We start from the raw sequence: 23684 nt of genomic DNA, 5'->3' as shown, positions 1-23684 counted from the left end.
CTATCTCGGTGGCGTGCTAAAGGCCTGCGCTCAATCCTCCCCTTGGAGAGGCTGCATGGCGTTAAGGCTAGGTTTATAGCGAATCGCTGCGGCTTGGGCAAAATTTTTTTGCAGTGCAAAAAAGCTCTTGCGATCTTTTTTGTGCGGTGCAATATTATGCTGGCGCGGCAGCTCCATCATGGATGGCTTTCGCGTGTCAGGCCGTAGGTGGCCTTCCCCATTGCCAGGAGATCCGACCATGTCTTTTTTCGATTCGGAAAAACTGCAAAGCGCACAGAAAGCCAACCTTGACCTGCTGCAGCAGATCAGTGGCAAGGTATTCGAGAGCGTCGAGCAGCTCAGTCAGTTGCAATTCAAGGCGCTACGCGCTTCCAGTGGCGAGCAGTTCGACAGCTTGCGCAAGCTGCTGTCAGTGCGTGACCCGCAGGCCTTCGCCGAGTTGCAGGCGTCCTTCGCTCAGCCGGCAGCCCAGGCGGAGCGCCTGCTGGAGTTCAATCGCGAGGTGTACGATCTGGTCTCCAGCACGCAGGCGGATATCGCCAAGCTTGCCGAGCGCCAGGTCGAGGCGGGCACCAAGCAGGTGCGGGAACTGGTGGACGTTATCGCCAAAAACGCCCCGGCGGGTGCGGAACCGGCGGTAGCCGTGCTCAAGTCGGCACTGGAAAGCGCCGGCAGTGTCTATGAAAGCGCGCAGAAAGCCGCCAAGCAGGCAGCCGAGATCGCTGAGAACGGCATCGCTGCCGCCGCTTCCGCGGCCGGTCAGGCCACTCGTGAAGCCGGCAAGGCTGCGGGCGGGCGCAAGTAAGGCAGGGCGGCCGTGTCACGGACGGTGATGAGTTTCATTGCTCATCACCGTCTTTTTTCGTCTGCCTGAAATTGCCGGGTGGGATGCCGCCGAACATACCGAATAGGTTCTGGGTGCCCAAGTAGAGCTTCTTCGACTGTTCTACGTACTGGCTCATCATCTCCTGCATGACGGGCACCTGCTTGTGCATAAAGTCGCTCCAGGCCTGTGAGGATTGCACCCCGGTCTGGGTCTGGATTTCGATCACAGTCTGGATGCTCTTTTCCAGATAGTTGCCGAGCATGCCCTGGAATGGGCCATAGAAACGGATGATGCCCTTGAGCATATCGCTGGAGAAGAGCGGCTCGCCGTCGCTTTCCGCTTCCTGAATGATCTGCAGCAGGATGCTGCGAGTCAGATCCTCGCCAGTCTTGGCGTCGACCACCTGGAACGGTACTTCGTCGATGACCAACTGGCGGATGTCGGGGAGGGTGACGTGGGTGCTGGTATGGGTGTCGTACAAACGGCGGTTGGCGTATTTCTTGATCAGGCGTGGGGCTCTGTGGCCGTCATCGGACATGTGTAGCGTCTCATTATGAGTCGGAGTGTCTGTGGCAGGTATTATCTCAGGCCTCTCCCGGTGTAGATATATTGTTAATGCGGGGATAATTGGTTGTTTTAGTTTTTCGGATATAAGGCCGTAAGATATTCGCAGATACTTACTTGGGGCTGGCATCTACCGCCAGCAGAATCACTTCGCGCTGTATCAGTCGAGATGGCGTCTGAACCATATGCGGATCGTGATGATCCGCGCCATCTCCGACGTAATGGGTATCTACCGATTGTGAGCTCTTCAACTTATACCACCACTTCGTTCACTGTGAGTCGTTCACTGCGTTGCTTTCCGTCAGTCCTGCTGGTTCTAGTGCTGGCCGGGTGTGCAGGGGTCAAGGTCACGGCGGTCAGCAACAATGATTACCTGGCCCAGCGCCGCGGTGATGTGTTGACCACCGGCAACCTCAGTGCTTCGGCGGTTGCTGCCCTGCAGGTCGTGGGCAGTGATGAGAAGCGCTGCCTTGCTGACCTGCCGGCCTGCCGCGAGGCGCTGGACAGCACAACGGGGTTGCGTGACGAACAGCGGCTTTCCACGCTGGCCGAGCTGTGGCTGAAGGAAGCCCAGGACGGCGGCAAGGTGATGGCGGCGGAGGCCCGCACCGATGCCTACCTGGAGAGTGCCCGGTATGCCTACGCCTACCTCTTCCTGACCACCCGCACACCGAGCCAGCGCGCCCTGGAAGACCGGCAGACGCAGGTGCGCGACTACTACAACTTTTCGGTGCAGCAGGCGCTCGTCGAGGTCTTCGATCGCTACCGTGGACGGCCACCATCACCCGAGGACACTCAGGGTAATTTCCGCCTCAAGACCGGGCGCTGGACGATCGGCGGGCGCATGACCGATGTGAGGCTGGCCGATGACCGCCTGTTGCCGAAGGAGCTGATTCCGGCTGCGTCCCTGTCCTTTGGCGGGTTGCGCAACCAGTACCGTCGGGATGGACTGGGTGCCGAGTTGGTAGCGGTGACGGCCAGGCGCGTGGTGAGCAAGGGGAGCGATGAAATACCCTGGAGCGAAACCCCCTTCCCGGCGATTACTGCCGTGGCGCGCTTTCCCGGGGAGACCCTGGAGCAGGTGTTGTCCACCTATCAGGTGGAAGTGATCGGTTATGACCCCTACCGGCAGGATTCGGTGGACATGGCAGGTGTGCAGGCGCCCCTGGCGGCCAACTTCACGTCGGGCTATGGCCTGTGGCTGGCGCGTTCCGGGTTTGCCCGGCAGTCCCTGCTGACTCTGGTCGGACGCGGCGAAGTGTTGGAACGCCCCCATGTCTACCTGCTGCAGCCGTTCGATCCCGACCGGCGCATCGTGGTCATGCTGCATGGCCTGGCCAGCAGCCCGGAGGCCTGGATCAACGTGGCCAATGAAGTGCTGGGCGACGAGGAACTGCGCCGCAATTACCAGATCTGGCAGGTCTACTACCCGACCAACCTGCCGCTGGCCGTCAACAATCAGGCCATCCGCGAGGCCATCGAGCAGACCTTGGCGAATTTCGATCCGCAAGGCACGGCCAAGGCCAGCCACGATATGGTGCTGGTCGGGCACAGCATGGGGGGCGTGTTGTCACGGCTGATGCTGTCCTCATCGGGTGACCAGTTGTGGGATGCCATGCTGGGAAGTTACGGGATGCAAGGCGCGCGCCTGGAAAAAGCCCGGGCGAAGCTCGGGCCCTACCTGTATTTCGAGCCATTGCCTCAGGTGAGCCGGGCCGTATTCGCTGCGGCGCCACACCGGGGTACCCCGTTTGCCGAAAATCGCGTGTCGCGCTGGGCCGCAGGGCTGGTGAAGATGCCGGTGTCGATGTTGAACCGTTTCAAGGAGGTTGCCCAAGTGCTGGTTGACCCCAATGCGGCGGCACCGGTCGCGTTGGTGCGCCCCCTCAACAGCATCGACAACCTGAGCAACCAGGACCCCTTCGTCAAGGCCGCAGCCGACCTGCCCATTTCGCCACGAGTGCACTATCACTCGATCATCGGCAACTACACGCCAGACCTCGAGGTCCTGCTGTCCAGTGACGGCGTGGTGCCGTACGCCAGCTCGCACCTGGCTGGCGCCGACTCGGAGCTGGTCGTGCCATCGTGGCACAGCGTGCAGGAAACACCGCAGGCGATCATCGAAATTCGCCGCGTGCTGCATGAACACCTCACCGGCCTGGCCAGCCCCAAGGTGGCTACGGTACGAGCGCCATGAACGGGCTGTTGGGTCTTCTCCTGCGCAGTGTCCTCGCGCTGTCGTTTTTTCTGATCATGGCCTGGGGCGTGCTGGCGCTGTTCTACCAGACTGGAGGGCTGGCAACCTGGGTGCTGATTGCGGGCTGGTGCCTGCTTGGCTGCATTCTGCAGGTTCTGCTGTGGCGCGGGCGTCCCATACTGGCGCTTGTCGGTCAGGTGCTTGTCTTCGCCGCGTTGCTGGTCTGGTGGACAAGCCTGGAACCGTCAAACCAGCGTATCTGGGCTGGTGATGTCGCGCAGATGACCCAGGGCGAGCTCGTGGGCAATCAGCTCATCCTGCACAATGTGCGCAACTTCAACTGGCGCAGCGATGATGACTATGACGTTGCCTGGGAAACACGTCGCTACGATCTCGACCAGCTCGCCTCGGTCGACCTGATCACCTCCTATTGGGGCATGCCGGCCATCGCCCATGTTCTGGTTTCTTTCGGCTTCACGGATGGGCGTTTTCTGACGTTCACCGTTGAGGTGCGCAAGGAGCAAGGCGAGGCCTATTCGGAGATTGGCGGTTTCTTCAAGCAGTTCGAGTTGAGCATCGTCGCCACTGACGAGCGTGATGCCTTGCGCGTGCGCACCAACGTGCGCGGCGAAGACAGCTATCTCTATCGTATTGCTATGCCCGACGAGGCGATGCGTGCGTTGCTGCTCTCCTATGTGCAGCAGGCCAACGCCCTGGTCGATCAGCCGCGTTTCTACAACACCATTACGGCCAACTGCACCACCATCGTTTTCGACATGCTGCAGACGATCATTGGCGGACTGCCGGTCGATTACCGTTTGCTGCTGACAGGCTACCTGCCGGCCTATGTCATGTCGGTCGGTGGCCTGCAGGGTGGCTACAGCCTCGATACGTTGCGTCAGCACGGGCGCTTTACCGAACGGGCACGGATGGCCAACGATGCGAGCGATTTTTCCAGGCAGATCCGGCGCGGAGTGCCCGGCTGGGTCTCTCCCACCGATACCAGCCACAATGATGAAGGCAGAGACTGATGCGAGAACTTGAAGTGATGATTGGCCTGATCGGCCTGGGATTCCTGCTCCTGATGGTCGGCTACAGCCGGCGGGAACGGGACAGTGGTGTGCTGGTGATGGCCACAGGGATAGTGGTGATGTTGGCTACCATTGGTTACAAAATCTACATTGAGCTGAGGTAATGAACCATCCTGCACTCGTTGTTTGTTAGTTTTTGCAGCAGAGCGCCCGTTCCGTGAGCTTAAGTCGGGGCGGAGGCTCTCGATGGGGTATTGGTGAGCTAGTTTTGAATTTCGATAAAGTAGCCTGATGACTTTACCAATGGGTGATGTCGCTTGGGTTGCCACAACTATGTCGAACCGTCTACCGTCCCCGAATGAAGTGAATCCCTCACCCAGGCCACCCGGCCCCGCGAAGAGGTCCACCACCTGAATGGCGTGGTCGAGCTCACCTGTAGGGTCTGTGGGCGTACTATCGAAAAGATTCTTTTGGCCTTGAGTCATGGACATAGTCAGTAAGGAAGTCAGGTCTCGCATGATGGCGGGCATTCGGGGCAGCAACACGTCACCAGAAATGAAGGTCCGACGCCTGCTGCATCGGCATGGTTTCAGGTATCGCCTGCACCAGAAGGATCTTCCTGGAAAGCCTGATTTGGTGCTTTCTCGCTATCGTGTCTGCATTTTTGTTCACGGTTGCTTTTGGCACAGACACCCCGGATGTCGCTACGCTACTAGCCCCAAGACCCGGTTGGACTTCTGGCAGAGAAAATTTGACCAGAACGTCGCCCGAGATACCAGGAACAAGGCTGTGTTACTGGCATCGGGGTGGCGGGTGATACAGCTGTGGGAATGTGGGTGGTGCCCATCCACGGTGGTGGTCACAAGGTGCCACAGCCATACTTCCCCGGCCCCAGAGTGCTTGGCCGCAATAGCTCATTCAATAGCCCCGAGCATGTCTGGAGATTTTTCATGCGAGCTATAGATCCCTGCGACTAGGGGCCACTCACAGCAGTCACGTGGCTACGACTGCGGAGCAGGTAGGATCTTGCCTGCTTGCCGTTGCTTCATCTCCGTATACCAATGGCCCCGGGTTGCGGCGGGAAATTCGATTGCTCCCAGAATGCGCCCCTGACCATATCGAGGTGGCTTCTGCGGCTGGCGAATGCTCGCCAAGACGGCGCTCTCTGCGGGGCGTACATGTGATTTCATGCCTGCGCCCAGTCGGCCATCACCGTACACGCTGATCGACGAGATGGACTGGTGCCCCATGATGTAAGCCATGCTTTCTGGGCTTTCTCCGGATGCTTTCAGAATTGATCCCATCTGGTGCCGGAAGCTTTTCAGCGTTGGCTGCTTTTTCCTCTTGGGCCAGAGGCGTCGGCACTCCTTGCGCAGGCAGTCTCTGATGGCGGTATTAGTGCGTGGGCACCCGGCCATCCACTGCGCGGCCCATTCCACCAACTTCAGCGTTCTTGGTTTGTCGATTACCAAGGTGCGGTCAGCGCCACGGTGCAGTTCAGCCGATTTCTTGCCTCCAATGATGTGCACGTGGTTGCCGGAGATAGTGATCGTGCGCATCTCGCATGGGCGTACACCGAGGCAATAAGCGAGCACCAGTGATGCGGCTTCGTCGAGATTGCCGCCTGCGCGCAGGTGCTGGTGCAGCAATTTAAAGTCTTCGAAGGGGACTTTCCGAATCTGCCCCGGCTTGGGCTTTTTCACTATCTGACTGCCTGGTGCCGTGACCGGGTTGACCAGCGCTCTGATGGTGTTTGCTGCCTCGATGTTTCGCCGGGCAAGCTGGTCATTCATTAGGGTGTTCTTGAGGGTGCTGAACGCATTCGGTCGATAGTCCGGTGCACAGGCAAGCAAAGCTGCGCAGATCTGCGCCGAAGATGGATCGTCCTCACCGCAGTGAGACCGATAAAAGTTTTGTGCCCGGGTTTGGTACCGCTGCAAGGTCGTAGGTTGCATCGCTGTCATCTCTCTTCTTGTTGTTTTGATGACAAAGCTAAGCCGCTTCGCGAACGGCGTTGTGTCAGCTCGAACTCCACTGAAACACTCCGCAGCCGCTCCGTTTTTCTCGTTACGTCCGAACTGCCTCAACGCCCCCTTACTCGCGGCGCGAGTAAGGGTTGCGCGCTCTCACTCACGCGACCCGCTTCATCTAAATTCAGCGTGCGCCGTGAGCAAAAGCGCGCGCAAGCGTTTTGTCATCAAAATCGAAGAGCAGCCAGCGCCATGGCGCTGAAAGGACGAGCCGGGGTAGCGCGAAGCGGTGCGTGGCTGGCGTGTCGAAATGGGGCATTCAAAAATGCTAGCCACGCAGTGGCGATTTGGTTATGAAAAAAGTCGCCGAAGTCAGTGTTTTCAAGGGTTGTAGCGATAATATAACCAAAAAAAGGAGTGCCAGTTTTGGCACGCTGAGCGCCATAACTGGCCAGCTCGGTGTCGGTTTGGGCCACTTTCAGCGCCGTATTGGGCACTCAAACTGCCGCTAGCGGCACGACCCCGAGTGTCGCAAAGTCATGGTGCGACATACACGGTGTATCGTTGCGACATGGCCAGCGTGTCGCAGCGTATCTGTGCGACAGTCCACGTGTGTCGCATAGGGGTTCCGCGACACTCACTGAGTGTCGCAGTGCCTCCTGCGATACGCAGGTCATGTCGCATCGGCTATCCCATCGCACTGCTAGTGCAGCTGCCATGGCTCTGGATACTCCATAGTTAGCATTCGATGCAGATAGTCATCCAGCGATTGCGCACCTTTTAAAATGTTGAAGCTGAGGATTACGTAGAAGCTGCCACTTAGCGTGTGCAGCACCCAAAACGGCCCCTCTCGCTCAGCCTGAACGATGGCTGATGTATGAATGTAGGCACCGTCACTGAAACGATCAGCTCTCACATGCCGGTAAGTGATCCCGTAGCCGCTTGATCCGCGAATATAGGCATCAGTCAGGTATCCGGTGACGGGTCTGCTGAAAGGAAGGTCTTCGACCTGCTCCAGCAGCTTCTGCAAGACTGGGTGTGTATACATGGCTATGTCGACAGATCAGTAAATGTGTTGGCTCGATCAGAAAATGCTCGCAACGGCGTCTGCGCTGACCTGGATGCGCGTGCCTGGTCCTAGAAGCAAGTAGGCTGTATTGAGCGTTCTGAAATGGAACTCCTCGTGATGGTGCAGAAGCGACGTTCGGACGAAGTCTCCGACATCCCACCGTCTTTCACTGTCGAAGATAACCGTGTGTGCATAGACCAGAGCAGGTTGTCGTCGGGTCTTTGCCAGTTGTAGGCGCTGGCTTTCAGTGACATCCAGATCAAGCCACCGCCAGTTCCGCACCAAGCAATAGCCGCCATAAACAAAATGCTGCCGTGCATAGGCCATGGCCTCAGTGTCGTTCATGCCACTGCCGCTCATCGGCTCGCCTGCTGAATACAGCAAGTCCGCCATTTCCCTAAGTGTGGCCATGGTCTAAGGCTGTTCGTGCTGAGCGCTGCTATGGTGGTGCTCCTCAAGCTCAATGCTGCACAACAGGGCCGCAAAGTCCGAGTCGAGCAGATGAATGCGCTGAGGGCGGGCATCCACGATGGATTTGATGATCGCGTCGACCCGTTGTGAAACAGGCATCTGGCTTGGCGATTTCGAGCGGTCATGCTGATAAATGATCGTGCTGAGCGAAGCGACGGCTCCACGCAACTGGTGCTCCTGCGCTTCAGCAATTTCAAAACCGTTTTTCGCACTGAATTGGTCGGAGAGCTCTTTGAGCACGGCTTTGCGGTTTCCTGGCTCAGCCTGTTGCGCTCGCCAGTTCAGAATCCGCTTCAGCACCGCAGGTGCTGCCGTTGCAGTTGGCGGTGTCGGCCCTGCCAGCGGTGTGGGCTCACCAAAGAAATGTGCGCGCAACTGATCGAGTCGCATGCGGGCGCCGGGGGAAACCTTGCGCGAGCTAAGGCTTTTCAGCCAGAACTCGAATTCCGACTGCGGCAGGCACAGCATTCGTTTCAGCAGTGGTTCCCCAGGCAGGGCAACGTCATGCTCGGTCGGGCTGTAGCGAGGGGGCTGCAGTTTGGCGGCTTGAGCATGCCAGTTAAGACCCATAGCTTCGCAAATGGGGCGTATCGGCCAGTAACGCTCATTGTCGCTGCTGATCAGACTTGGAATCGACAGTCCCTGGATTTTGATTTTGGTGGCGCGCATCGGATTACTGTCCTCCCGGAGCTGCATGGTTGGGGGAAGTGGCCGGTGGGTGTTGATGCTGTCTGCTGAGGATCTTGTGCATTGTTTGCGTGGCTTCATCAGAGTCCATCCACTTCAGCCATGTCTCGTAGACGTGGGGTTTGGTCTGTTGCAGCCTGGAAATCTTGTTGGCGCTAGCTTCAATGGTTCGGCAAGCATCTCGGAATTGCACGGCATCTGTTCTGCTATCTGAATCCAACTGGTCAAGAATCAGATCGATGAAGTCAGCAGATAGCTGCATTGGTAAGTAGTACAGCGGTGATCCTGAGTCGGGATCCTCTTTAATTAAGAGCTCGTTTTCCCAGATCGAAGCTGCAGCTTTAGCCAGGGTGGTGGGTGCGCTGAACGCGCAGAGCAGTGAGCCAAGTTCGATCTTGGTTTGCTGTGTTTTCTTGTCGATCAAAAACAGGATTTCCGAATTGCTCGATGGTGTCTTGGTGAGGGTATCCATGAATGGCTCCGTGAACCTTTATCCAGATAATCTGTAAATCAGATATCTGTAGATTAGATATACCCTTGCCGGATTGTCAAGCGTGAGGTGTACCCGTTGGAAAAGTCGGTGTATCGGGATGAGAACCTGGTGCTGCTCAGACTGCTAAAGCAGTGTCGAGTGGAAGCTGGTTTGACCCAGGCGCAATTCGCCCAAGCGCTGGAGCGCCCACAGTCGTTTGCTAGCGATATCGAGCGCGGCTTGCGCCGGATTGATCTCGTCCAACTGCGGGATATCTGCCACGCGCTGAACATCGGCCTCGTCGAATTCGTGCAGCGCTTCGAGACCGAGTTAGCGCGTAAGGACGCTTAAGGCTGGAGCAGATTTTCTGCTTTGCTGCGTTCGCATGCTGCCGCGTACAGCGCAGCCGCATCGGAGCACAGCAGCCGTAGTGCCATGATGCAGTCCAGAAGCAAATGGTTTTCCAAGGTGTTCAAGTCACTTGCACTGGAGAGTGCGTGGAGCATGCCGACTGCGGCGTTTTGGCGAAGCTGGGCTTCATCATGCAGTTGGCCGGAGGTGACGTCAGTGCGAACAGTGAACAGGCCATTAAACGCGTCGAGGGCTTGGGGCACTGAGTCGGTGGTGCCCGAAGGGATGTTGGTCTGCGGCATAGGGTGACCTCTAGAGTTTTAGAGAGGCCACCACCTTTCGCTTCCACACGAAGGGTGGCGGCTGCATGCGGGTGTGGAAGACCGAGACTCTAGGAACTCGGCGCGCCGAAGCGCCCCGCATGCAGCCACCATGACACAAGAATCCTCTGGCGCTGTGTTCCTGAAGCCAGGTCTGTCGACCCGCCCAATCACCCTATGCTGCCCGCAGAGGCCCTGCAAGGTGGCACTTTACGGGATATCGGCGAAAAAGGCTCTGACCATGAGTAGCCTTCAAGATGCTGGTAATGCCTAGATTTTGATGGCGGGGGATGTGATGCGGAGGGCGTCATCGGTGATGGCGGATGAAATAGCCCGATGAGCGGTCGTAAGACTGGCGCAGATTTTTTCTAACCGAGTGGTGGTGTGGTGGCAAATCCCTACCCCAATCCTACCCCAAGCCGAATTTCAGGCACAAAAAAGGGCTACGCTTTCACGTAACCCTTTGATTTGTATGGTGCCGGCACCAGGAGTCGAACCCGGGACCTACTGATTACAAGTCAGTTGCTCTACCAGCTGAGCTATACCGGCACTGAAGGGCCGCCATTATATCCATTCGTCAGCCTGAGTAAAGCCACCTTCGAGCCAGGTTTTTCCGGACTCGGCTATCAGCAGCTTCTGGCTTATGCACAAAGAGAAGGCGCGTGCGATGGTGGCGCACCGGCTCTGTGCATTCGATCACGACTTTTCGCAAGTTATTGTTTTTTCTAAGGCTTCGAAGGTTGTTCGAAAAATGATCAGATGTCTACGAGGCAATTCCCAAGTGGCTTTGCAGCATTTTCCCAGAAAGGATCAACAGAGTTATCCACAGCTTCTGTGTGCAACTCAGGCGCGCTCGGCCAGCAGCAGCAGGTTGCGCGGGCTCAGCTGGTAAGCGCAGAAGGTGCCCAGCTTCACCCTGTAGCCCTGTTCCCGCAGATACAGGGCGCGGTCGAGCAGTAGCCAGAGTTCCAGTGGCCGGCGGAACAGGTTGCGCAGCAACTCCAGATTGCGCACTTCGGCCAGGCGTTGCCAGCCGCGAGCTTCCAATGCCGGCCAGTCCTGCTCACCAGGCAGTGGCACGTCGCGCAGCGCGGCGAGGTCATGGCAGAAGCGGGCGAAAGATTTGCTTAACCAGTCGCTGGGCAGCGACGGGGTCGGCAGGTATTCATCGATGCCGCGTAGCTGGCGTTGCAGAAGATCGAAAGCCAGGCGCCAGGCCATCGACTGATTGCGCTGTCGGCGTACGCGGGCACCTGCCGTGACGGTTTCGCTCAATGGCAGGCCGAGATCGTCGCGTGAAAGCCGCAATGCGGACGCTTGTGCGGCAGTCGAGAGGGGCTGGTAGTGCATGCCGGCGATGCGGTTGTAGCAGCAGGGCGCCACCGCCAGTTGTGGGCATCCGTTGCGGCTGGCCAGTTGCAGCAGGCGGACATGCAGGTCGCCACAGGCGTGCAGGGCTACAGGGGTATGTTCTTTCGTCAGGCGCTCGTTGCAGTCATCGGCAAGCACATCCTGCTGTAGATGTGTGGCGTTCAGTCCCAGGCGTTTGCTCAGTGCGCTACCGGACTCGATCAGCGCCGGGTCGTGCTCCAGGCAGGTCAGGTGCTGGCCATCCTGAGTCAACCAGCGACCGAGGTGGCCCTTGCCGGAACACCAGTCGAGCCAGTGCGTGGGGCGCTGGCGAAACTGCAGGTGGCTGGCAAAGGCCTGGATCTGCGCCAGCTTTCTACCGGGCACGTCGACGCTCACGGCGTGCGCGCGCGGTGGACTGTCCAGGCTCGGAATTTCGCCCAACTGGCTAAGCGCTTGCGCCTGGCGGGCCAGATCGGGAAAGGGCGCTGGCGCAGAGAGTGCGAAGGGTCTGTTGTCGCTGGTCTCAGCCTGTTCCAGAGAGCGGCCGCGCAGCCAGGTAGCGAGTTCAGCCAGCTCTGTTTCCCAAGGCAGCTGCAGGTGATGAAACGGCCGAGGTCGCCATAGCGCCTGATGCTGCAGAAGAAAGCTGTCCAGCGCCTGGAAACGAGCGAGCAGATCGCCAGAGGTAAGGATGGGCTCGGACATGGCGTTCATGCGTCTGGTTGAACCGGGCTGCCAAGTGGGCCGCCCGGTTGGCTTAGCGACCCTGGCAGGCGTCGACGCGCAGCCAGCGCTCCAGCAGGCGGAAGGCGCGCACCAGAACGAAGGCGATGACCAGGTAGAACAGGCCTGCGGCAAAGAAGATCTCCACCGGCAGATAGGTGCGCGCGATGATGGTGCGCGCCATGCCGGTCAGCTCCAGCAGCGTCACGGTGCTGGCCAGGGCGCTGGCCTTGAGCATCAGGATTACTTCGTTGCTGTAGGCCGGCAGGCCGATGCGCGCAGCGCGCGGCAGGACGATGTAGAGCATGGTCTTGGCTCGCGACATGCCCAGGGCGCGCGCCGCTTCCACTTCACCGGGCGGCACGGCCTGGATGGCGCCGCGCAGGATTTCGGCAATGTAGGCGGCGGTGTGCAGGGTCATGGTGATGATCGCGCACCAGTACGGCGAGCGCAGGTAGGGCCAGAGTGGGCCCTGGCGCACGGCGTCGAATTGCGCCAGGCCGTAGTAGACCAAAAACAGCTGTACTAGCAGCGGTGTGCCGCGGAAGAAGAAGATGTAGCCATACGGCAGGGCGCGCACGTACCAGTGCCGAGAAGCGCGGGCGATGCCCATGGGTAGGGCGAGGATCAGACCGGCGACGACGGCGATGGCCACCAGCTCCAGGGTCAGCAGCGCACCCTGGGACAGGCGCGGCAGCCATTTGATGATCACTGCCCAGTTCAGGCTGGAGAGGCTCGTCCAGAGCGCCAGTGCGATGAGCACGCCTGCTGTGAGCCAGGCGATGATGGCGGCGTTCTTTCTCATGACGCGCTCCGGACGAAACCGCGGCTAGCGCGCTTCTCGAGGAAATGCAGGCCGATCATGGCGAGGATGGTCAGGCCCAGATAGATGAAGGCTGCAACCATATAGAAGGTGAAGGGCTCCTTGCTCGCGGTCACGGCGATCTGCGAACGGCGCATGATCTCTTCCAGGCCGATCACCGACACCAGCGCGGTGTCCTTCATCAGAATCATGAACAGGTTGCCCAGGCCGGGCAGGGCGATGCGCCACATCTGCGGCAGGATCAATTTCCAGAGAATGCGCGCCTTGGACATGCCGAGTGCCATGCCGGCTTCGCGGTGGCCCTTGGGGATCGCCAGGATGGCGCCGCGAAACACTTCGGTGGCGTAGGCGCCGAAACACAGGCCGAGGGCAATGGTGCCCGCGGCGAAGGCGGAGAGTTCGAGGCTCTCGACGCCGAGCAGGTCGGCCAGGCTGCGCATCAGGCCGACCGTGCCGAAATAGATCAGCAGCACCCAGAGCAGTTCGGGCACGCCGCGCACGATGGTGGAATAGCTGCCGCCGAGCCACTGCAGCGGCTTGTACGGCGAAGTCTTGGCCAGCGCGCCGAGCAGACCGAGCACCAGACCCACCGCCAGCGCGGAAAGCGCCAGTTTGATGGTCATCAGGGTGCCGGCCGCCAGGGCGGGGCCGAATCCGTGGAGTTCGAAGATCATCGGAGGGCTCGGGCGACTGCGCCGCCGAGTGGGCGGCGCAATGCCTTCAGGTCATCAGTAGATGCTGAACGGGAAGTACTTGTCGTTGATCTGCTTGTAGGTGCCGTCTTCGATGATGGCCTGCAGAGCGGTGTTCAGCTTCTCGCGCAGCGGGTCGCCCTTGCGTACGGCGATGCCGATCTTGTCGTTGTCGAATACCGGGTCGCCCTTGAACTCGAAGTTCTTGCCGGCGTCGCTCTTGAGCCATTCCCAGTTGACAAAGGTGTCGGCCAGCACGCCGTCGAGACGGCCGGAGGCCAGATCGAGGTAGGCGTTTTCCTGGGTGTCGTACAGCTTGATGTCGACCACCTTGCCCAGGTTGTCTTCCAGCCAGGTGCCGGCGATGGTGGCGCGCTGCGCACCGATCACCTTGCCCTTGAGGCTGGCTTCATCGGTCTTGAATTCGGCCGACTTCGGCGCGATGAACTGCAGCTTGTTGGTGTAGTAGGGCTCGGTGAAATCGACCGCGGCCTGACGCTCTTCGGTGATCGACATGGAGGCGATCAGGAAGTCGAACTTCTTGGCGTTGAGGGCGGGGATGATGCCGTCCCAGTCGGAGGTGACCACTTCGCATTCGGCCTGCATCTTGGCGCACAGCGCCTGGCCGATTTCCACGTCGAAGCCGGTGACCTTGCCGCTGGCGTCGATCAGGTTGAAGGGCGGGTAGGCGCCTTCGGTGCCGAGTTTGAGTTTGTCGGCGGCGACAGCGCTGGTGCCGAAAGCCAGGGTAGCGGCCGCGGCCAGCAGGATCTTCTTATAGTTCTGCATGCATGTTGCTCCGTGTTAGCGATTGCTGGACATGAATTGTTTACAGCGTGCCGATTGCGGGTTGTCAAACACCTGGGCGGGTGGCCCCTGTTCCTCGACCAGGCCCTGGTGGAGGAACACCACCTCGCTGGACACCTGGCGGGCAAAACTCATTTCATGGGTGACCAGCAGCATGGTGCGACCTTCATCGGCAAGCGCGCGGATCACGTTAAGCACTTCTTGTACCATCTCCGGGTCCAGCGCCGAGGTGGGCTCGTCGAACAGGATCACCTTCGGCTGCATGGCCAGGGTACGGGCGATGGCCGCACGCTGCTGCTGGCCGCCGGACAGCTGGTTGGGGTAGACGTGACGCTTGTCGGCGATGCCGACCTTGGCCAGCAGCGCTTCGGCCACCTCGATGGCTTCGGCCTTGCTCTGGCCGAGCACGCGGCGCGGCGCCTCGATGATGTTGTCGAGCACGCTCATGTGCGGCCACAGATTGAAATTCTGGAAGACGAAGCCGATTTCGCTGCGCAGGCGGTTGATCTGCTTGTTGTCGGCGGCGACCAGGTCGCCGTTCTTCGCGGCCCTGAGCTTGAGCTCCTCGCCGGCGACGAAGATCTGCCCCTGATGCGGGTTTTCCAGCAGGTTGATGCAGCGCAGGAAGGTGGACTTGCCGGAGCCGGAAGAGCCGAGAATGGAGATGACGTCGCCGTCTTTGGCCGTCAGGGAAATGCCCTTGAGCACTTCGAGGTCGCCGTAGCGTTTGTGCAGGTTGCGGATTTCCAGCGCGGGCGTCGCCTCGGCCATGGGGTGTGATCCTCTTCTTCTTCGAAAGCGCTCCGGCGTGCTGCGGGCCGTCCTGGCTGGCGGCCAAGCTAGCATAGCGTTTCCGTGACCGCCAAGCCGTTTGCCGGGCGATAGAGGGTCTCTGGGTCGCGGGTGTCGCCTGGCTGCAGTTGCTTGTCGCGCAGGCGAAATAATGGCACGGACAAATTGCCGGAGGCGGAAAGCAAAAAGCCCCAGCGCATGGCTGAGGCTCTTCGTTTGCTATTCATGGTGCCCAGGGACGGAATCGAACCGCCGACACGGGGATTTTCAATCCCCTGCTCTACCAACTGAGCTACCTGGGCCAACGGGGCGCTATTAGACGGATTTGAGGGATCAGTGTCAAGCGCGGGTTTGAAAAATATTTAATTATTTCGGGCGCTTAGGTTCGTGAGGGGGAGGGTGCGCCGTGCGCACTGCTATCGAGAGCCGACGGCTGGTGCGCATGGCGCACCCTACTTGAAGCCGTGCACCCTACCTCTTACTCGCTCGGCGGCACGTAGCCTTCGGCCTGGGCGTATTCCTCGCCGGAGAGGAACTTGTCCATCTCGGTCTGCAGGAACTTGCGGTCCTCGGCGTTCATCATGTTCAGGCGACGCTCGTTGATCAGCATGGTCTGGTGCTTCTGCCACTCGTCCCAGGCCTGCCTGGAAACGTTGGCGAAGATGTCCTCGCCTTTCGGGCCGGGGTAGGGCGCGCGATCCAGGCCGGGCAGTTCCTGTTTGTATTTGCGGCACAGCACGGTGCGGGTCATGTCGGTTCTCCAGCGGTAATGGCTTGCGCCGCGCGTTTGAGCAGCTTCTTCACCGGGGCGGCGAGGCCCAGGCGCGGCGGGGTGGCGAGGTTATACCAGAGCCAGTCGCCCGCGGCCACGCGGCTCGGCTGCTCGGTCACCCGCACCAGCCAGGGTTCGATGGCCAGCTGGAAGTGGCTGAAGGTGTGGGTCAGGCCTTCCAGCTCTTGGCGCTCGCCAAGCTCGAGCTGTTGCTGCTGACCGAGGTCGGCGAGCTGCTCGAGGTCGTCCAGTTCCGGCAGGCTCCACAGCCCACCCCACAGCCCGGTGGAGGGGCGGCGATAGAGCAGGATGTCGCCGGCGGCGTTGACCAGCAGCGGCATCAGGGTGCGCTTCTGCGGCAGCGTCTTGCGCGGCTTGGACACCGGGTAGCGGATTTCCAGGCCGAGCAGGTGCGCCTGGCAGCCGCTGCGCACCGGGCACAGCAGGCAGGTGGGTTTGCTGCGGGTGCAGAGGGTGGCGCCGAGGTCCATCATCGCCTGGGTGTAGTGGCCGACCCGTTCGTGCGGCGTGAGGCGCTCGGCGATGTCCCACAGCTGCTTGGCCACCTTCGGTTCGCCGGGATAGCCCTCTTGCGCCACGTAGCGTGCCAGCACGCGCTTGACGTTGCCGTCGAGGATCGGCGCACGTACGCCCATGCTCAGGCTGGCGATGGCGCCGGCGGTGGAGCGGCCGATGCCGGGCAGCTCGGCCAGCGCCTCGACGCTGCGGGGGAACTCGCCGCCGTGCTCGCGCATGATGATTTGCGCGGTCTTCTGCAGGTTGCGCGCGCGGGTGTAGTAGCCCAGGCCGGTCCACAGGTGCAGCACTTCATCCTCGGGCGCTTCGGCCAGGTCCTTCACGGTCGGCAATGCAGCCATAAAACGGTCGAAGTAGCCGAGCACGGTGCTGACCTGGGTCTGCTGCAGCATGATTTCCGAAACCCAGACACGATACGGGGTGATGTTCTGCTGCCAGGGCAGATCCTTGCGCCCGTGCTGGTCGTACCAGGCCAGCACGGCGCTGTTGAACTGCTCCGGACTCATCGATTGAACAGGCCCTTGAGTGCGTCTTTCAGATCCGGGCTGACCTTGTCGCCGAGCTTCTCTTCCAGCTTCTCGGTCAGCTTGTTGCCGGCCAGGCGTGCGGCGATCTTGCCGAGACCGTCCTGATCCAGGCGGCAGGCCTTGGCGCCCAGCTCCAGCGGACCGCGGCAGCGCAGCGGCCATTCGATGCCGACGTAGCGCTCGTTGACCTGGCAGGCCGGGTCCGGCATCTCGCGCTGGTCGCCCTGCAGGGTGATGCCGACCTTGTAGTCGAGACCGAGCACGCGCAGGTCGAGATCGCCATTGCCGCTGACCGCCAGGCCCGGCACCTGGGCCTTGAGGTCCGGGTTGTGGGCAACGCCGTCGCGCACGCTGAGGCTGCCCTTGAGCTCGCGGAAGGGGGTGTCCTTGCCGCTCGGCGGGTTGCTCAGCGCCTTGCGATTGAGGGTGGCGATGCCGCGGCACAGCTGCTGCTCGAGGTTGGCGTCGACCAGCACGCCGTCGTTGAGGACGAAGCTGGCGTTGCCGTTGAGCGCCTCGACCCAGGCTTTCTGGCTGTTGCCGCGGGTGTTGAACTTGGCATCCAGGTCGAGCTGGCCCTTGATCGGCGAGGGTTGGTCGTCCTTCTTCAGCAGCGGCTCCAGCGGCATGCGGCTGAAGCGCTGTTCCAGGCTCAGCATCGGCTCGGCCTGACGCACATCGATGCGCCCGCCGCTGACGAAGCTGCCGCCCTGCAGCTTGCCGCGCAGCTCTTCCACCGTGATCAGGCCGCCGCGGCCGTTGGCCTTGAGGTTGATGTCGCTGAACTGGTGCTTTTCATAGCTGAGCTGGCCCAGGTTCAGTGCCAGTTGCAGATCGAGCTTGCGCAGCTGATCCACCGGCAGCACTTTCTCGCTGCTCCAGGCCTGCTGGGTCGGGGCATTGGGCAGCGGGGTGGTGCCGTCCTTGCCGGCGCCGGCGATGCTTTCCTTGACCTCGGCCTTGCGTGCGGCTCCGGCACTGTCCTGGGCTTTCGGCGGCAGATAGCGGTTCAGGTCGAGCTTGTCGCCCTTGAGGTCGGCGCGCAGCGCCTGCCTGGCGAAGTCGGTCACGCCCAGCTTGCCGGTGAAGGTGCTGCCGTCGAGCTTGAGGTTGAGCTCCTCGAGCATCATGCCCTTGCTCGAGCCGTTCAGGCGGCTGGCCAGTTCGAACTGGCTGAGGCTGTTGGCGGCCTGCATGGGCGGCAGTTCGACGCCGACGCCTTCGAGGAATTCGCGCAGGTTGAGCGGGGCGATGGACAGGCCGCCGGAAAGCTTGGCGTCCTTGTCCAGTTCGCGCGCCTTGATCTCGCCGAGCGCGCGCAGCTGGTTGGCGGAAAGCTTGAGGCCGTTCCATTCGGCGATATTCGCGGCCAGGTCGACCAGCAGCTGGCCCTGGGCAGAGAAGTTCAGGGTCTTGCCCTTGAGCGGCTCACCGGAGGCTTCGCCGGCCAGCTTGAGGTCTTCGAACTGGTAGCGCTTGAGCACGCGGTCGAAGCGCAACTGGCCTTCGACCTCGCTGCGCGCGCGCAGCACCGGTTGGTTGGTGCCGAAGAAGGCGCTGAGCTTGACCGGGATGCTGGCGCCTTCGCGGATGGCGCCGGTTTTCAGCTCGATGTTCTCCAGGGTGAATTGCTGGCCCTTCTGCGCGTCGCTGTAGTCGATGCGCGAGTTGCTCAGGGTCAGGCTGTCGATATCCAGCTTGACCGGCTGGCCGGCCGGCTTTTCGCTCGGCTGGCGCGGCGGCGCGTCGTCACTCGGTGCGGGTTCGCTGGGCGCGGGTTGCGTGGCGCTGGCCTGGGCTGGGCGGCCGACGCCTTCCCAGTTGCCGCGGCCCTTGTCGTCGCGCTGCAGATTGAGGTTGAGGCCGTCGACGCGGATGTCGCTCATCTGCACTTCCTTGCGCAGCAGCGGCATCACGCGCACCGACAGGCCGATCATGCGCAGGTCGGCGAAGGGCTTGTCCGGGGTGTCGGCACTGGCCAGAGTGGCGTCGGTCAGTTCCAGGCCCAGCCAGGGGAACAGGCTCCAGCCGATATCGCCCCTGAGCTGCAGCTCGAGGTTGGCCTTGTCGCGGGCGATCTGGCGGATCTCGTCCTTGTAGTCGTTGGGGTCGAACAGATGAGTCAGAGCGAACAGCAGCGCCACTACGATCAGCAGCAAGCCGAGAAAGAAAAGGCCCAGAATCTTGCCTAACGCTTTCATGAATGGGTCCTTGGTTTCGAGAGCTGGAATGGCGGTGTGCAGAAGACTGCCGATTATAGCGTCATGGAGCCATGTCCAGGCGCCTGCTTGAGGCGCTGAACAGGGATTGGCTCGAGCTTGGATCGGAATAGGTTCGAGCGGTTCCCCGCAGCTGCGCCGTGCAGCGGATTGGCAGTTGTATCGACGCTGTCTATCACGCAATAGATGAGGTCTTTTGGGTTTTTGCGTAAAAAGCAAAAAATCTGCATAAATTGATAAAAATTGACTTCTTGCGCGGCGATTTGTCGCGCCCTGGTGCTACTCTCCGCAAGCTTTTACCTCGGCGAGTCTATGCGATTGCCCTTGCTTGCTCGTAACTAAAAGAAGAGACCTATCTATGACTGACGCCTTTGTATTGGACGGCGATGTGGCGAAGCCTGCATTTCTGTCCAAGGAGCGCATCATCGCGCGCCCCGGTTTCAACCGTTGGTTGGTTCCGCCAGCCGCTCTCGCCATTCACCTGTGTATCGGCATGGCCTACGGCTTCTCGGTATTCTGGTTGCCGCTGTCGAAGGCGGTCGGTATCACCGCTGCCACGGCCTGTGCCCCGGAAATGGGCTTCTTCGAGCAGATTTTCGCCAGCAACTGCGACTGGCAGATCTCCATGCTCGGCTGGATCTACACCCTGTTCTTCGTTTTCCTCGGCTGCTCGGCTGCCATCTGGGGTGGCTGGCTGGAACATGCTGGCCCGCGCAAGGCGGGCGTGGTCTCCGCGCTGTGCTGGTGCGGCGGTCTGCTGATTTCCGCGCTGGGTATCTATACCCACCAGATCTGGCTGCTATGGCTGGGCTCGGGGGTAATCGGTGGTATCGGTCTCGGCCTGGGTTACATCTCGCCGGTCTCGACCCTGATCAAGTGGTTCCCGGACAAGCGCGGCATGGCCACCGGCATGGCGATCATGGGCTTCGGCGGTGGTGCGATGGTCGGTGCGCCGCTGGCGGCGATTCTGATGAATCACTTCGCGTCGGCTGAAGGTGTGGGCGTCTGGCAGAGCTTCGTGGTCATGGCGGTGATCTACTTCATCTTCATGATGGGTGGTGCGCTGTCCTACCGCGTACCGCCGACCGGCTGGAAACCGGCAGGCTGGACCGCGCCGACAGCCAAGGCCAGTAACGCGATGATCACCAAGGGTCACGTACACGTGAACACCGCGTGGAAGACCCCGCAGTTCTGGCTGGTCTGGGCCGTGCTGTGCCTGAACGTGTCGGCCGGTATCGGCATCATCGGCATGGCTTCGCCGCTGCTGCAGGAAGTCTTCGCCGGCAGGCTGATCGGTGTTGACCTGGCCTTCAACGAGCTCAGCTCCGCGCAACTGGTCGAGATCGCTGCCATCGCTGCGGGCTTCACCGGTCTGCTCAGCCTGTTCAACATCGGTGGCCGCTTCTTCTGGGCCTCCTGCTCGGACTTCATCGGTCGTAAGGGCACCTACTTCGTGTTCTTCGGTCTGGGCTTCGCGCTCTACGCTTCGGTGCCGATGCTCGGTCACCTGGGCAGCCTGGCGCTGTTCGTGCTGGCGTTCTGCATCATCCTGTCGATGTACGGCGGCGGCTTCGCCACCGTGCCGGCCTACCTGGCCGATTTGTTCGGCACGCAGATGGTCGGCGCGATCCACGGTCGCCTGCTGACTGCCTGGGCGGTGGCTGGTGTGCTCGGCCCGGTGCTGGTCAACTACCTGCGCGAGTATCAGCTGAGCATCGGTGTGGAGAAGGCTGCGGCCTACGACATCACCCTGTACATCCTTGCCGGTCTGCTGGTGCTGGGCTTCATCTGCAACGCCCTGGTGCGTCCGGTGGCGCCGAAGTACTTCATGACCGAGGCCGAGCTGGCCGCCGAGCGCGCTCATGGCGAGAAGTCGGCACCGGCAGCGAGCGAGCTGGAGTGGTCGGCTGATCCGTCGAGCAAGCCGGTGGCAGTCGCCGCCTGGCTGGTGGTGGGTATTCCGCTGGCCTGGGGTGTGTGGATCACCCTGCAGAAGACCGTCGTGCTGTTCCAGTAACGCCGTGCTTGTGGAAAAGCCCGCTCAGGCCTCGCGCCTGCGCGGGCTTTTTCGTTTCTGCCCGTCCGACCATCGCCGGTAGCCGTTGCCGCCCCGGCGCGCCTATAATACTGGCCTTTTTCCGTTAGTAATTCGTGGAGCTGGTGATGGCCGAACGTACGGCATTCGTCGAGCGCAACACCCTGGAGACCCAGGTCAAGGTCTCGATCAACCTGGATGGCACCGGTAAGGCGCGCTTCGATATCGGTGTGCCCTTTCTCGAGCACATGCTCGACCAGATCGCCCGTCATGGTCTGATCGACCTCGATATCGAGTGCAAGGGCGATCTGCATATCGACGACCACCACACCGTCGAGGACGTCGGCATTACCCTCGGCCAGGCCTTCACCAAGGCCATTGGCGACAAGAAGGGCATGACCCGTTACGGCCATTCCTACGTGCCGCTGGACGAAGCGCTGTCGCGCGTGGTGATCGACTTCTCCGGTCGCCCGGGCCTGCAGATGCACGTGCCGTTCACCCGTGCGGTGGTTGGCAACTTCGATGTCGATCTGTTCCAGGAGTTCTTCCAGGGCTTCGTCAACCACGCGCTGGTCAGCCTGCACATCGACAACCTGCGTGGGCACAACACCCACCACCAGATCGAGACCGTGTTCAAGGCCTTCGGCCGCGCGCTGCGCATGGCGGTGGAACTGGACCCGCGCATGGCCGGGCAGATGCCGTCGACCAAGGGCTGTCTGTAAATGCAGACGGTAGCCGTAATCGACTATGGCATGGGCAACCTGCACTCGGTGGCCAAGGCGCTGGAGCACGTTGGCGCCGGCCGCGTGCTGGTGACCTCGGACGCCAAGGTGATTCGCGAGGCCGACCGCGTGGTATTCCCCGGTGTTGGCGCGATCCGCGACTGCATGGCCGAGATCAGGCGCCTGGGCTTCGACGAGCTGGTGCGTGAGGTCAGCGCCGACCGTCCCTTCCTCGGCATCTGCGTCGGTATGCAGGCGCTGCTCGAGCGCAGCGAGGAGAACGACGGCGTCGACTGCATCGGCCTGTTCCCCGGTCAGGTACGCTTCTTCGGCAAGGATCTGGCCGAGGATGGCGAGCGCCTGAAGGTGCCGCACATGGGCTGGAACGAAGTGGCGCAGGCGGTCAAACACCCGTTGTGGCACGACATCCCGGACAATGCGCGCTTCTACTTCGTGCACAGCTATTACATCGAGGCCGGCAAACCGCAACAGGTGGTCGGTCGCGGCCACTACGGCAAGGACTTCGCCGCCGCACTGGCCGAGGGCTCGCGCTTCGCCGTGCAGTTCCACCCGGAGAAGAGCCACACCCACGGCCTGCAGCTGCTGCAGAACTTCGCCGCCTGGGATGGTCGCTGGTAATGGCCCGCAACAAGGTTCCCAGTCTCGCGCTTGAGCCTGCCCAGGAGCAGGCCGCGCTGCTGATGTTGCAACGCTTTCTCGACGAGCGTTTCGAGCTGCAACTGGGCACCTTCGAAGTGCAGGAAGTCCTCGACCAGATCACCCGCGAGCTGGCGCCGCACTATTACAACAAGGCGATTCTCGATGTGCAGGCGCACCTGAAAGACAGGTTCGAAAGCATCGAGAGCGACCTCTGGGCGCTCGAAAAGAGCTGAGCGCCTTACCGAATTCAAACTTGAGCAGGTTCAACCGATGCTGATTATCCCCGCTATCGATCTGAAGGACGGCGCCTGCGTGCGTCTGCGTCAGGGCCGTATGGAAGACTCCACGGTGTTCTCCGATGATCCGGTGAGCATGGCTGCCAAGTGGGTCGAGGGTGGCTGCCGTCGTCTGCATCTGGTCGACCTGAACGGCGCATTCGAAGGCCAGCCGGTCAATGGTGAAGTCGTCACCGCCATTGCCAAGCGCTACCCGACCCTGCCGATCCAGATCGGCGGCGGCATCCGTACCCTGGAAACCATCGAGCACTACGTTCGCGCTGGCGTCAGCTACGTGATCATCGGCACCAAGGCCGTGAAAGAGCCCGAATTCGTCACCGAAGCGTGCAAGGCCTTCCCCGGCAAGGTCATCGTCGGTCTGGACGCAAAGGATGGTTTCGTCGCCACCGACGGCTGGGCGGAAGTGTCCAGCGTGCAGGCCACCGACCTGGCCAAACGCTTCGAGGCTGATGGCGTCTCCGCCATCGTTTATACCGACATCGCCAAAGACGGCATGATGCAGGGCTGCAACGTCGAAGCCACCGCTGCACTGGCCGCTGCCAGCCGCATTCCGGTGATCGCCTCCGGCGGCATCCACAACCTGGGTGATATCGAGAAGCTGCTGTTGGCGCGCTCGCCCGGCATCATCGGCGCCATCACCGGCCGCGCGATCTACGAAGGCACCCTGGATGTGGCCGAGGCCCAGGCCTTCTGCGACAGCTTCAAGGGTTGAACCGTAGGGCGGGTGAAACCCGCCGCAATTGACGCAATCTTTATCGGTGGGTTGCA

Annotated in this window: 28 protein-coding genes and 2 tRNA genes; 11 read left to right on the top strand and 19 right to left on the bottom strand. The window is 61.1% G+C overall.

Annotated elements, in window-relative coordinates; all coding sequences use genetic code 11:
* Positions 1-30 precede the first annotated feature (30 nt).
* Positions 31-180, bottom strand: coding sequence for a hypothetical protein (locus tag BLT86_RS25825; RefSeq protein WP_153336801.1), 150 nt, complete (start codon positions 178-180; stop codon positions 31-33).
* Positions 181-238: 58 nt separating this feature from the next.
* On the opposite strand from BLT86_RS25825, the gene BLT86_RS17280 reads away from it, so the two are divergent.
* Positions 239-805: a phasin family protein gene (locus BLT86_RS17280; RefSeq protein ID WP_003464225.1), complete on the top strand. Its 567-nt coding sequence runs from the start codon at positions 239-241 to the stop codon at positions 803-805.
* 34 nt (positions 806-839) lie between these two features.
* Here BLT86_RS17280 and phaR read toward each other — a convergent pair whose 3' ends face one another.
* Positions 840-1364, bottom strand: a complete 525-nt coding sequence (phaR, locus tag BLT86_RS17275; RefSeq protein WP_010563433.1) for a polyhydroxyalkanoate synthesis repressor PhaR — start codon at positions 1362-1364, stop codon at positions 840-842.
* Between the two features lie 300 nt (positions 1365-1664).
* Between phaR and BLT86_RS17270 the strand changes: the two genes are divergently transcribed.
* The 4 genes from BLT86_RS17270 (at position 1665) to BLT86_RS17260 (ending at position 5581) form a co-directional block, all read left to right on the top strand.
* On the top strand, positions 1665-3587 hold the full coding sequence (locus BLT86_RS17270; RefSeq protein WP_231976549.1) for an esterase/lipase family protein: 1923 nt from the start codon (positions 1665-1667) through the stop codon (positions 3585-3587).
* Positions 3584-4618 carry an Lnb N-terminal periplasmic domain-containing protein gene (locus BLT86_RS17265; protein WP_003464218.1) on the top strand — a complete coding sequence of 345 codons (1035 nt, stop codon included), beginning with the start codon at positions 3584-3586 and terminating at the stop codon, positions 4616-4618. Before BLT86_RS17270 ends, BLT86_RS17265 begins: the two co-directional genes overlap by 4 nt.
* The gene (locus tag BLT86_RS25950) at positions 4618-4782 is read left to right on the top strand and encodes a hypothetical protein (RefSeq protein WP_010563435.1); all 165 of its coding nucleotides are present in this window, start codon (positions 4618-4620) and stop codon (positions 4780-4782) included. Before BLT86_RS17265 ends, BLT86_RS25950 begins: the two co-directional genes overlap by 1 nt.
* 319 nt (positions 4783-5101) lie before the next feature.
* On the top strand, positions 5102-5581 hold the full coding sequence (locus tag BLT86_RS17260) for a very short patch repair endonuclease (protein ID WP_080695116.1): 480 nt from the start codon (positions 5102-5104) through the stop codon (positions 5579-5581).
* A 38-nt stretch (positions 5582-5619) separates the two neighbouring features.
* Here BLT86_RS17260 and BLT86_RS17255 read toward each other — a convergent pair whose 3' ends face one another.
* The 6 genes from BLT86_RS17255 to BLT86_RS17235 all read right to left on the bottom strand — a co-directional run bounded on the left by BLT86_RS17255 (position 5620) and on the right by BLT86_RS17235 (position 9287).
* Complete coding sequence (locus tag BLT86_RS17255) at positions 5620-6411, bottom strand: site-specific integrase (RefSeq protein WP_230585266.1); 792 nt, start codon at positions 6409-6411, stop codon at positions 5620-5622.
* 404 nt (positions 6412-6815) lie between these two features.
* Complete coding sequence (locus tag BLT86_RS25820; RefSeq protein ID WP_125835803.1) at positions 6816-7064, bottom strand: hypothetical protein; 249 nt, start codon at positions 7062-7064, stop codon at positions 6816-6818.
* 227 nt (positions 7065-7291) lie between these two features.
* Positions 7292-7618: a hypothetical protein gene (locus BLT86_RS17250; protein ID WP_045107818.1), complete on the bottom strand. Its 327-nt coding sequence runs from the start codon at positions 7616-7618 to the stop codon at positions 7292-7294.
* A 54-nt stretch (positions 7619-7672) separates the two neighbouring features.
* Positions 7673-8068 (bottom strand): DUF6957 family protein, encoded by a 396-nt coding sequence (locus tag BLT86_RS17245; protein WP_003464209.1) that lies wholly within the window; start codon positions 8066-8068, stop codon positions 7673-7675.
* Between the two features lie 3 nt (positions 8069-8071).
* On the bottom strand, positions 8072-8797 hold the full coding sequence (locus BLT86_RS17240) for a phage antirepressor N-terminal domain-containing protein (RefSeq protein WP_003464201.1): 726 nt from the start codon (positions 8795-8797) through the stop codon (positions 8072-8074).
* 4 nt (positions 8798-8801) lie between these two features.
* Entirely contained in the window at positions 8802-9287 is a 486-nt protein-coding gene (locus tag BLT86_RS17235) for a hypothetical protein (protein WP_003464199.1), read from the bottom strand.
* Positions 9288-9383: 96 nt separating this feature from the next.
* On the opposite strand from BLT86_RS17235, the gene BLT86_RS17230 reads away from it, so the two are divergent.
* The gene (locus BLT86_RS17230) at positions 9384-9638 is read left to right on the top strand and encodes a helix-turn-helix domain-containing protein (RefSeq protein WP_003464196.1); all 255 of its coding nucleotides are present in this window, start codon (positions 9384-9386) and stop codon (positions 9636-9638) included.
* Here the strand turns inward: BLT86_RS17230 and BLT86_RS17225 are convergent.
* From BLT86_RS17225 to BLT86_RS17175, 11 genes are all read right to left on the bottom strand, one after another.
* Complete coding sequence (locus BLT86_RS17225; protein WP_038664426.1) at positions 9635-9940, bottom strand: hypothetical protein; 306 nt, start codon at positions 9938-9940, stop codon at positions 9635-9637. The two genes, BLT86_RS17230 and BLT86_RS17225, sit on opposite strands and share 4 nt — an antisense overlap.
* A 491-nt stretch (positions 9941-10431) precedes the next feature.
* Positions 10432-10507: transfer RNA gene (locus BLT86_RS17220), tRNA-Thr, on the bottom strand.
* 294 nt (positions 10508-10801) lie between these two features.
* Positions 10802-12016: a methyltransferase gene (locus BLT86_RS17215; RefSeq protein WP_092378464.1), complete on the bottom strand. Its 1215-nt coding sequence runs from the start codon at positions 12014-12016 to the stop codon at positions 10802-10804.
* A gap of 52 nt (positions 12017-12068) precedes the next feature.
* Positions 12069-12758: an ABC transporter permease gene (locus BLT86_RS17210; RefSeq protein ID WP_092380448.1), complete on the bottom strand. Its 690-nt coding sequence runs from the start codon at positions 12756-12758 to the stop codon at positions 12069-12071.
* 77 nt (positions 12759-12835) lie between these two features.
* Positions 12836-13531 (bottom strand): ABC transporter permease, encoded by a 696-nt coding sequence (locus tag BLT86_RS17205; protein WP_092378461.1) that lies wholly within the window; start codon positions 13529-13531, stop codon positions 12836-12838.
* Between the two features lie 54 nt (positions 13532-13585).
* Entirely contained in the window at positions 13586-14338 is a 753-nt protein-coding gene (locus BLT86_RS17200; RefSeq protein WP_004374017.1) for an ABC transporter substrate-binding protein, read from the bottom strand.
* Positions 14339-14353: 15 nt separating this feature from the next.
* A complete protein-coding gene (locus BLT86_RS17195; protein ID WP_004374016.1) occupies positions 14354-15127 on the bottom strand; it encodes an ABC transporter ATP-binding protein in 774 nt (257 codons plus the stop codon).
* A 247-nt stretch (positions 15128-15374) separates the two neighbouring features.
* A tRNA-Phe gene (locus BLT86_RS17190) sits at positions 15375-15450 on the bottom strand.
* A gap of 176 nt (positions 15451-15626) precedes the next feature.
* A complete protein-coding gene (locus BLT86_RS17185) occupies positions 15627-15899 on the bottom strand; it encodes an oxidative damage protection protein (protein WP_092378458.1) in 273 nt (90 codons plus the stop codon).
* Positions 15896-16963 carry an A/G-specific adenine glycosylase gene (gene mutY / locus BLT86_RS17180; protein WP_092378456.1) on the bottom strand — a complete coding sequence of 356 codons (1068 nt, stop codon included), beginning with the start codon at positions 16961-16963 and terminating at the stop codon, positions 15896-15898. The genes BLT86_RS17185 and mutY overlap by 4 nt, the downstream gene beginning before the upstream one ends.
* The gene (locus BLT86_RS17175; protein WP_092378453.1) at positions 16960-19185 is read right to left on the bottom strand and encodes an AsmA family protein; all 2226 of its coding nucleotides are present in this window, start codon (positions 19183-19185) and stop codon (positions 16960-16962) included. Before BLT86_RS17175 ends, mutY begins: the two co-directional genes overlap by 4 nt.
* A gap of 376 nt (positions 19186-19561) precedes the next feature.
* Between BLT86_RS17175 and BLT86_RS17170 the strand changes: the two genes are divergently transcribed.
* The 5 genes from BLT86_RS17170 to hisA all read left to right on the top strand — a co-directional run bounded on the left by BLT86_RS17170 (position 19562) and on the right by hisA (position 23628).
* A complete protein-coding gene (locus tag BLT86_RS17170; protein WP_092378450.1) occupies positions 19562-21220 on the top strand; it encodes an OFA family MFS transporter in 1659 nt (552 codons plus the stop codon).
* A 146-nt stretch (positions 21221-21366) separates the two neighbouring features.
* Positions 21367-21960: an imidazoleglycerol-phosphate dehydratase HisB gene (gene hisB, locus BLT86_RS17165; protein ID WP_017675949.1), complete on the top strand. Its 594-nt coding sequence runs from the start codon at positions 21367-21369 to the stop codon at positions 21958-21960.
* Complete coding sequence (hisH, locus tag BLT86_RS17160) at positions 21961-22599, top strand: imidazole glycerol phosphate synthase subunit HisH (RefSeq protein WP_092378447.1); 639 nt, start codon at positions 21961-21963, stop codon at positions 22597-22599. It begins immediately after the preceding gene.
* On the top strand, positions 22599-22853 hold the full coding sequence (locus tag BLT86_RS17155; protein WP_072424828.1) for a DUF2164 domain-containing protein: 255 nt from the start codon (positions 22599-22601) through the stop codon (positions 22851-22853). Before hisH ends, BLT86_RS17155 begins: the two co-directional genes overlap by 1 nt.
* Positions 22854-22890: 37 nt before the next feature.
* Positions 22891-23628 (top strand): 1-(5-phosphoribosyl)-5-[(5-phosphoribosylamino)methylideneamino]imidazole-4-carboxamide isomerase, encoded by a 738-nt coding sequence (gene hisA, locus BLT86_RS17150; protein WP_017675946.1) that lies wholly within the window; start codon positions 22891-22893, stop codon positions 23626-23628.
* The last annotated feature ends 56 nt before the right edge of the window (positions 23629-23684 follow it).

Origin of the sequence: Pseudomonas sihuiensis (assembly GCF_900106015.1) — a bacterium.
Taxonomy (GTDB): Bacteria; Pseudomonadota; Gammaproteobacteria; order Pseudomonadales; family Pseudomonadaceae; genus Aquipseudomonas; species Aquipseudomonas sihuiensis.
The sequence above is the reverse complement of the archived record's forward strand: the minus strand, read 5'-3'. Positions and strand labels throughout refer to the sequence as shown.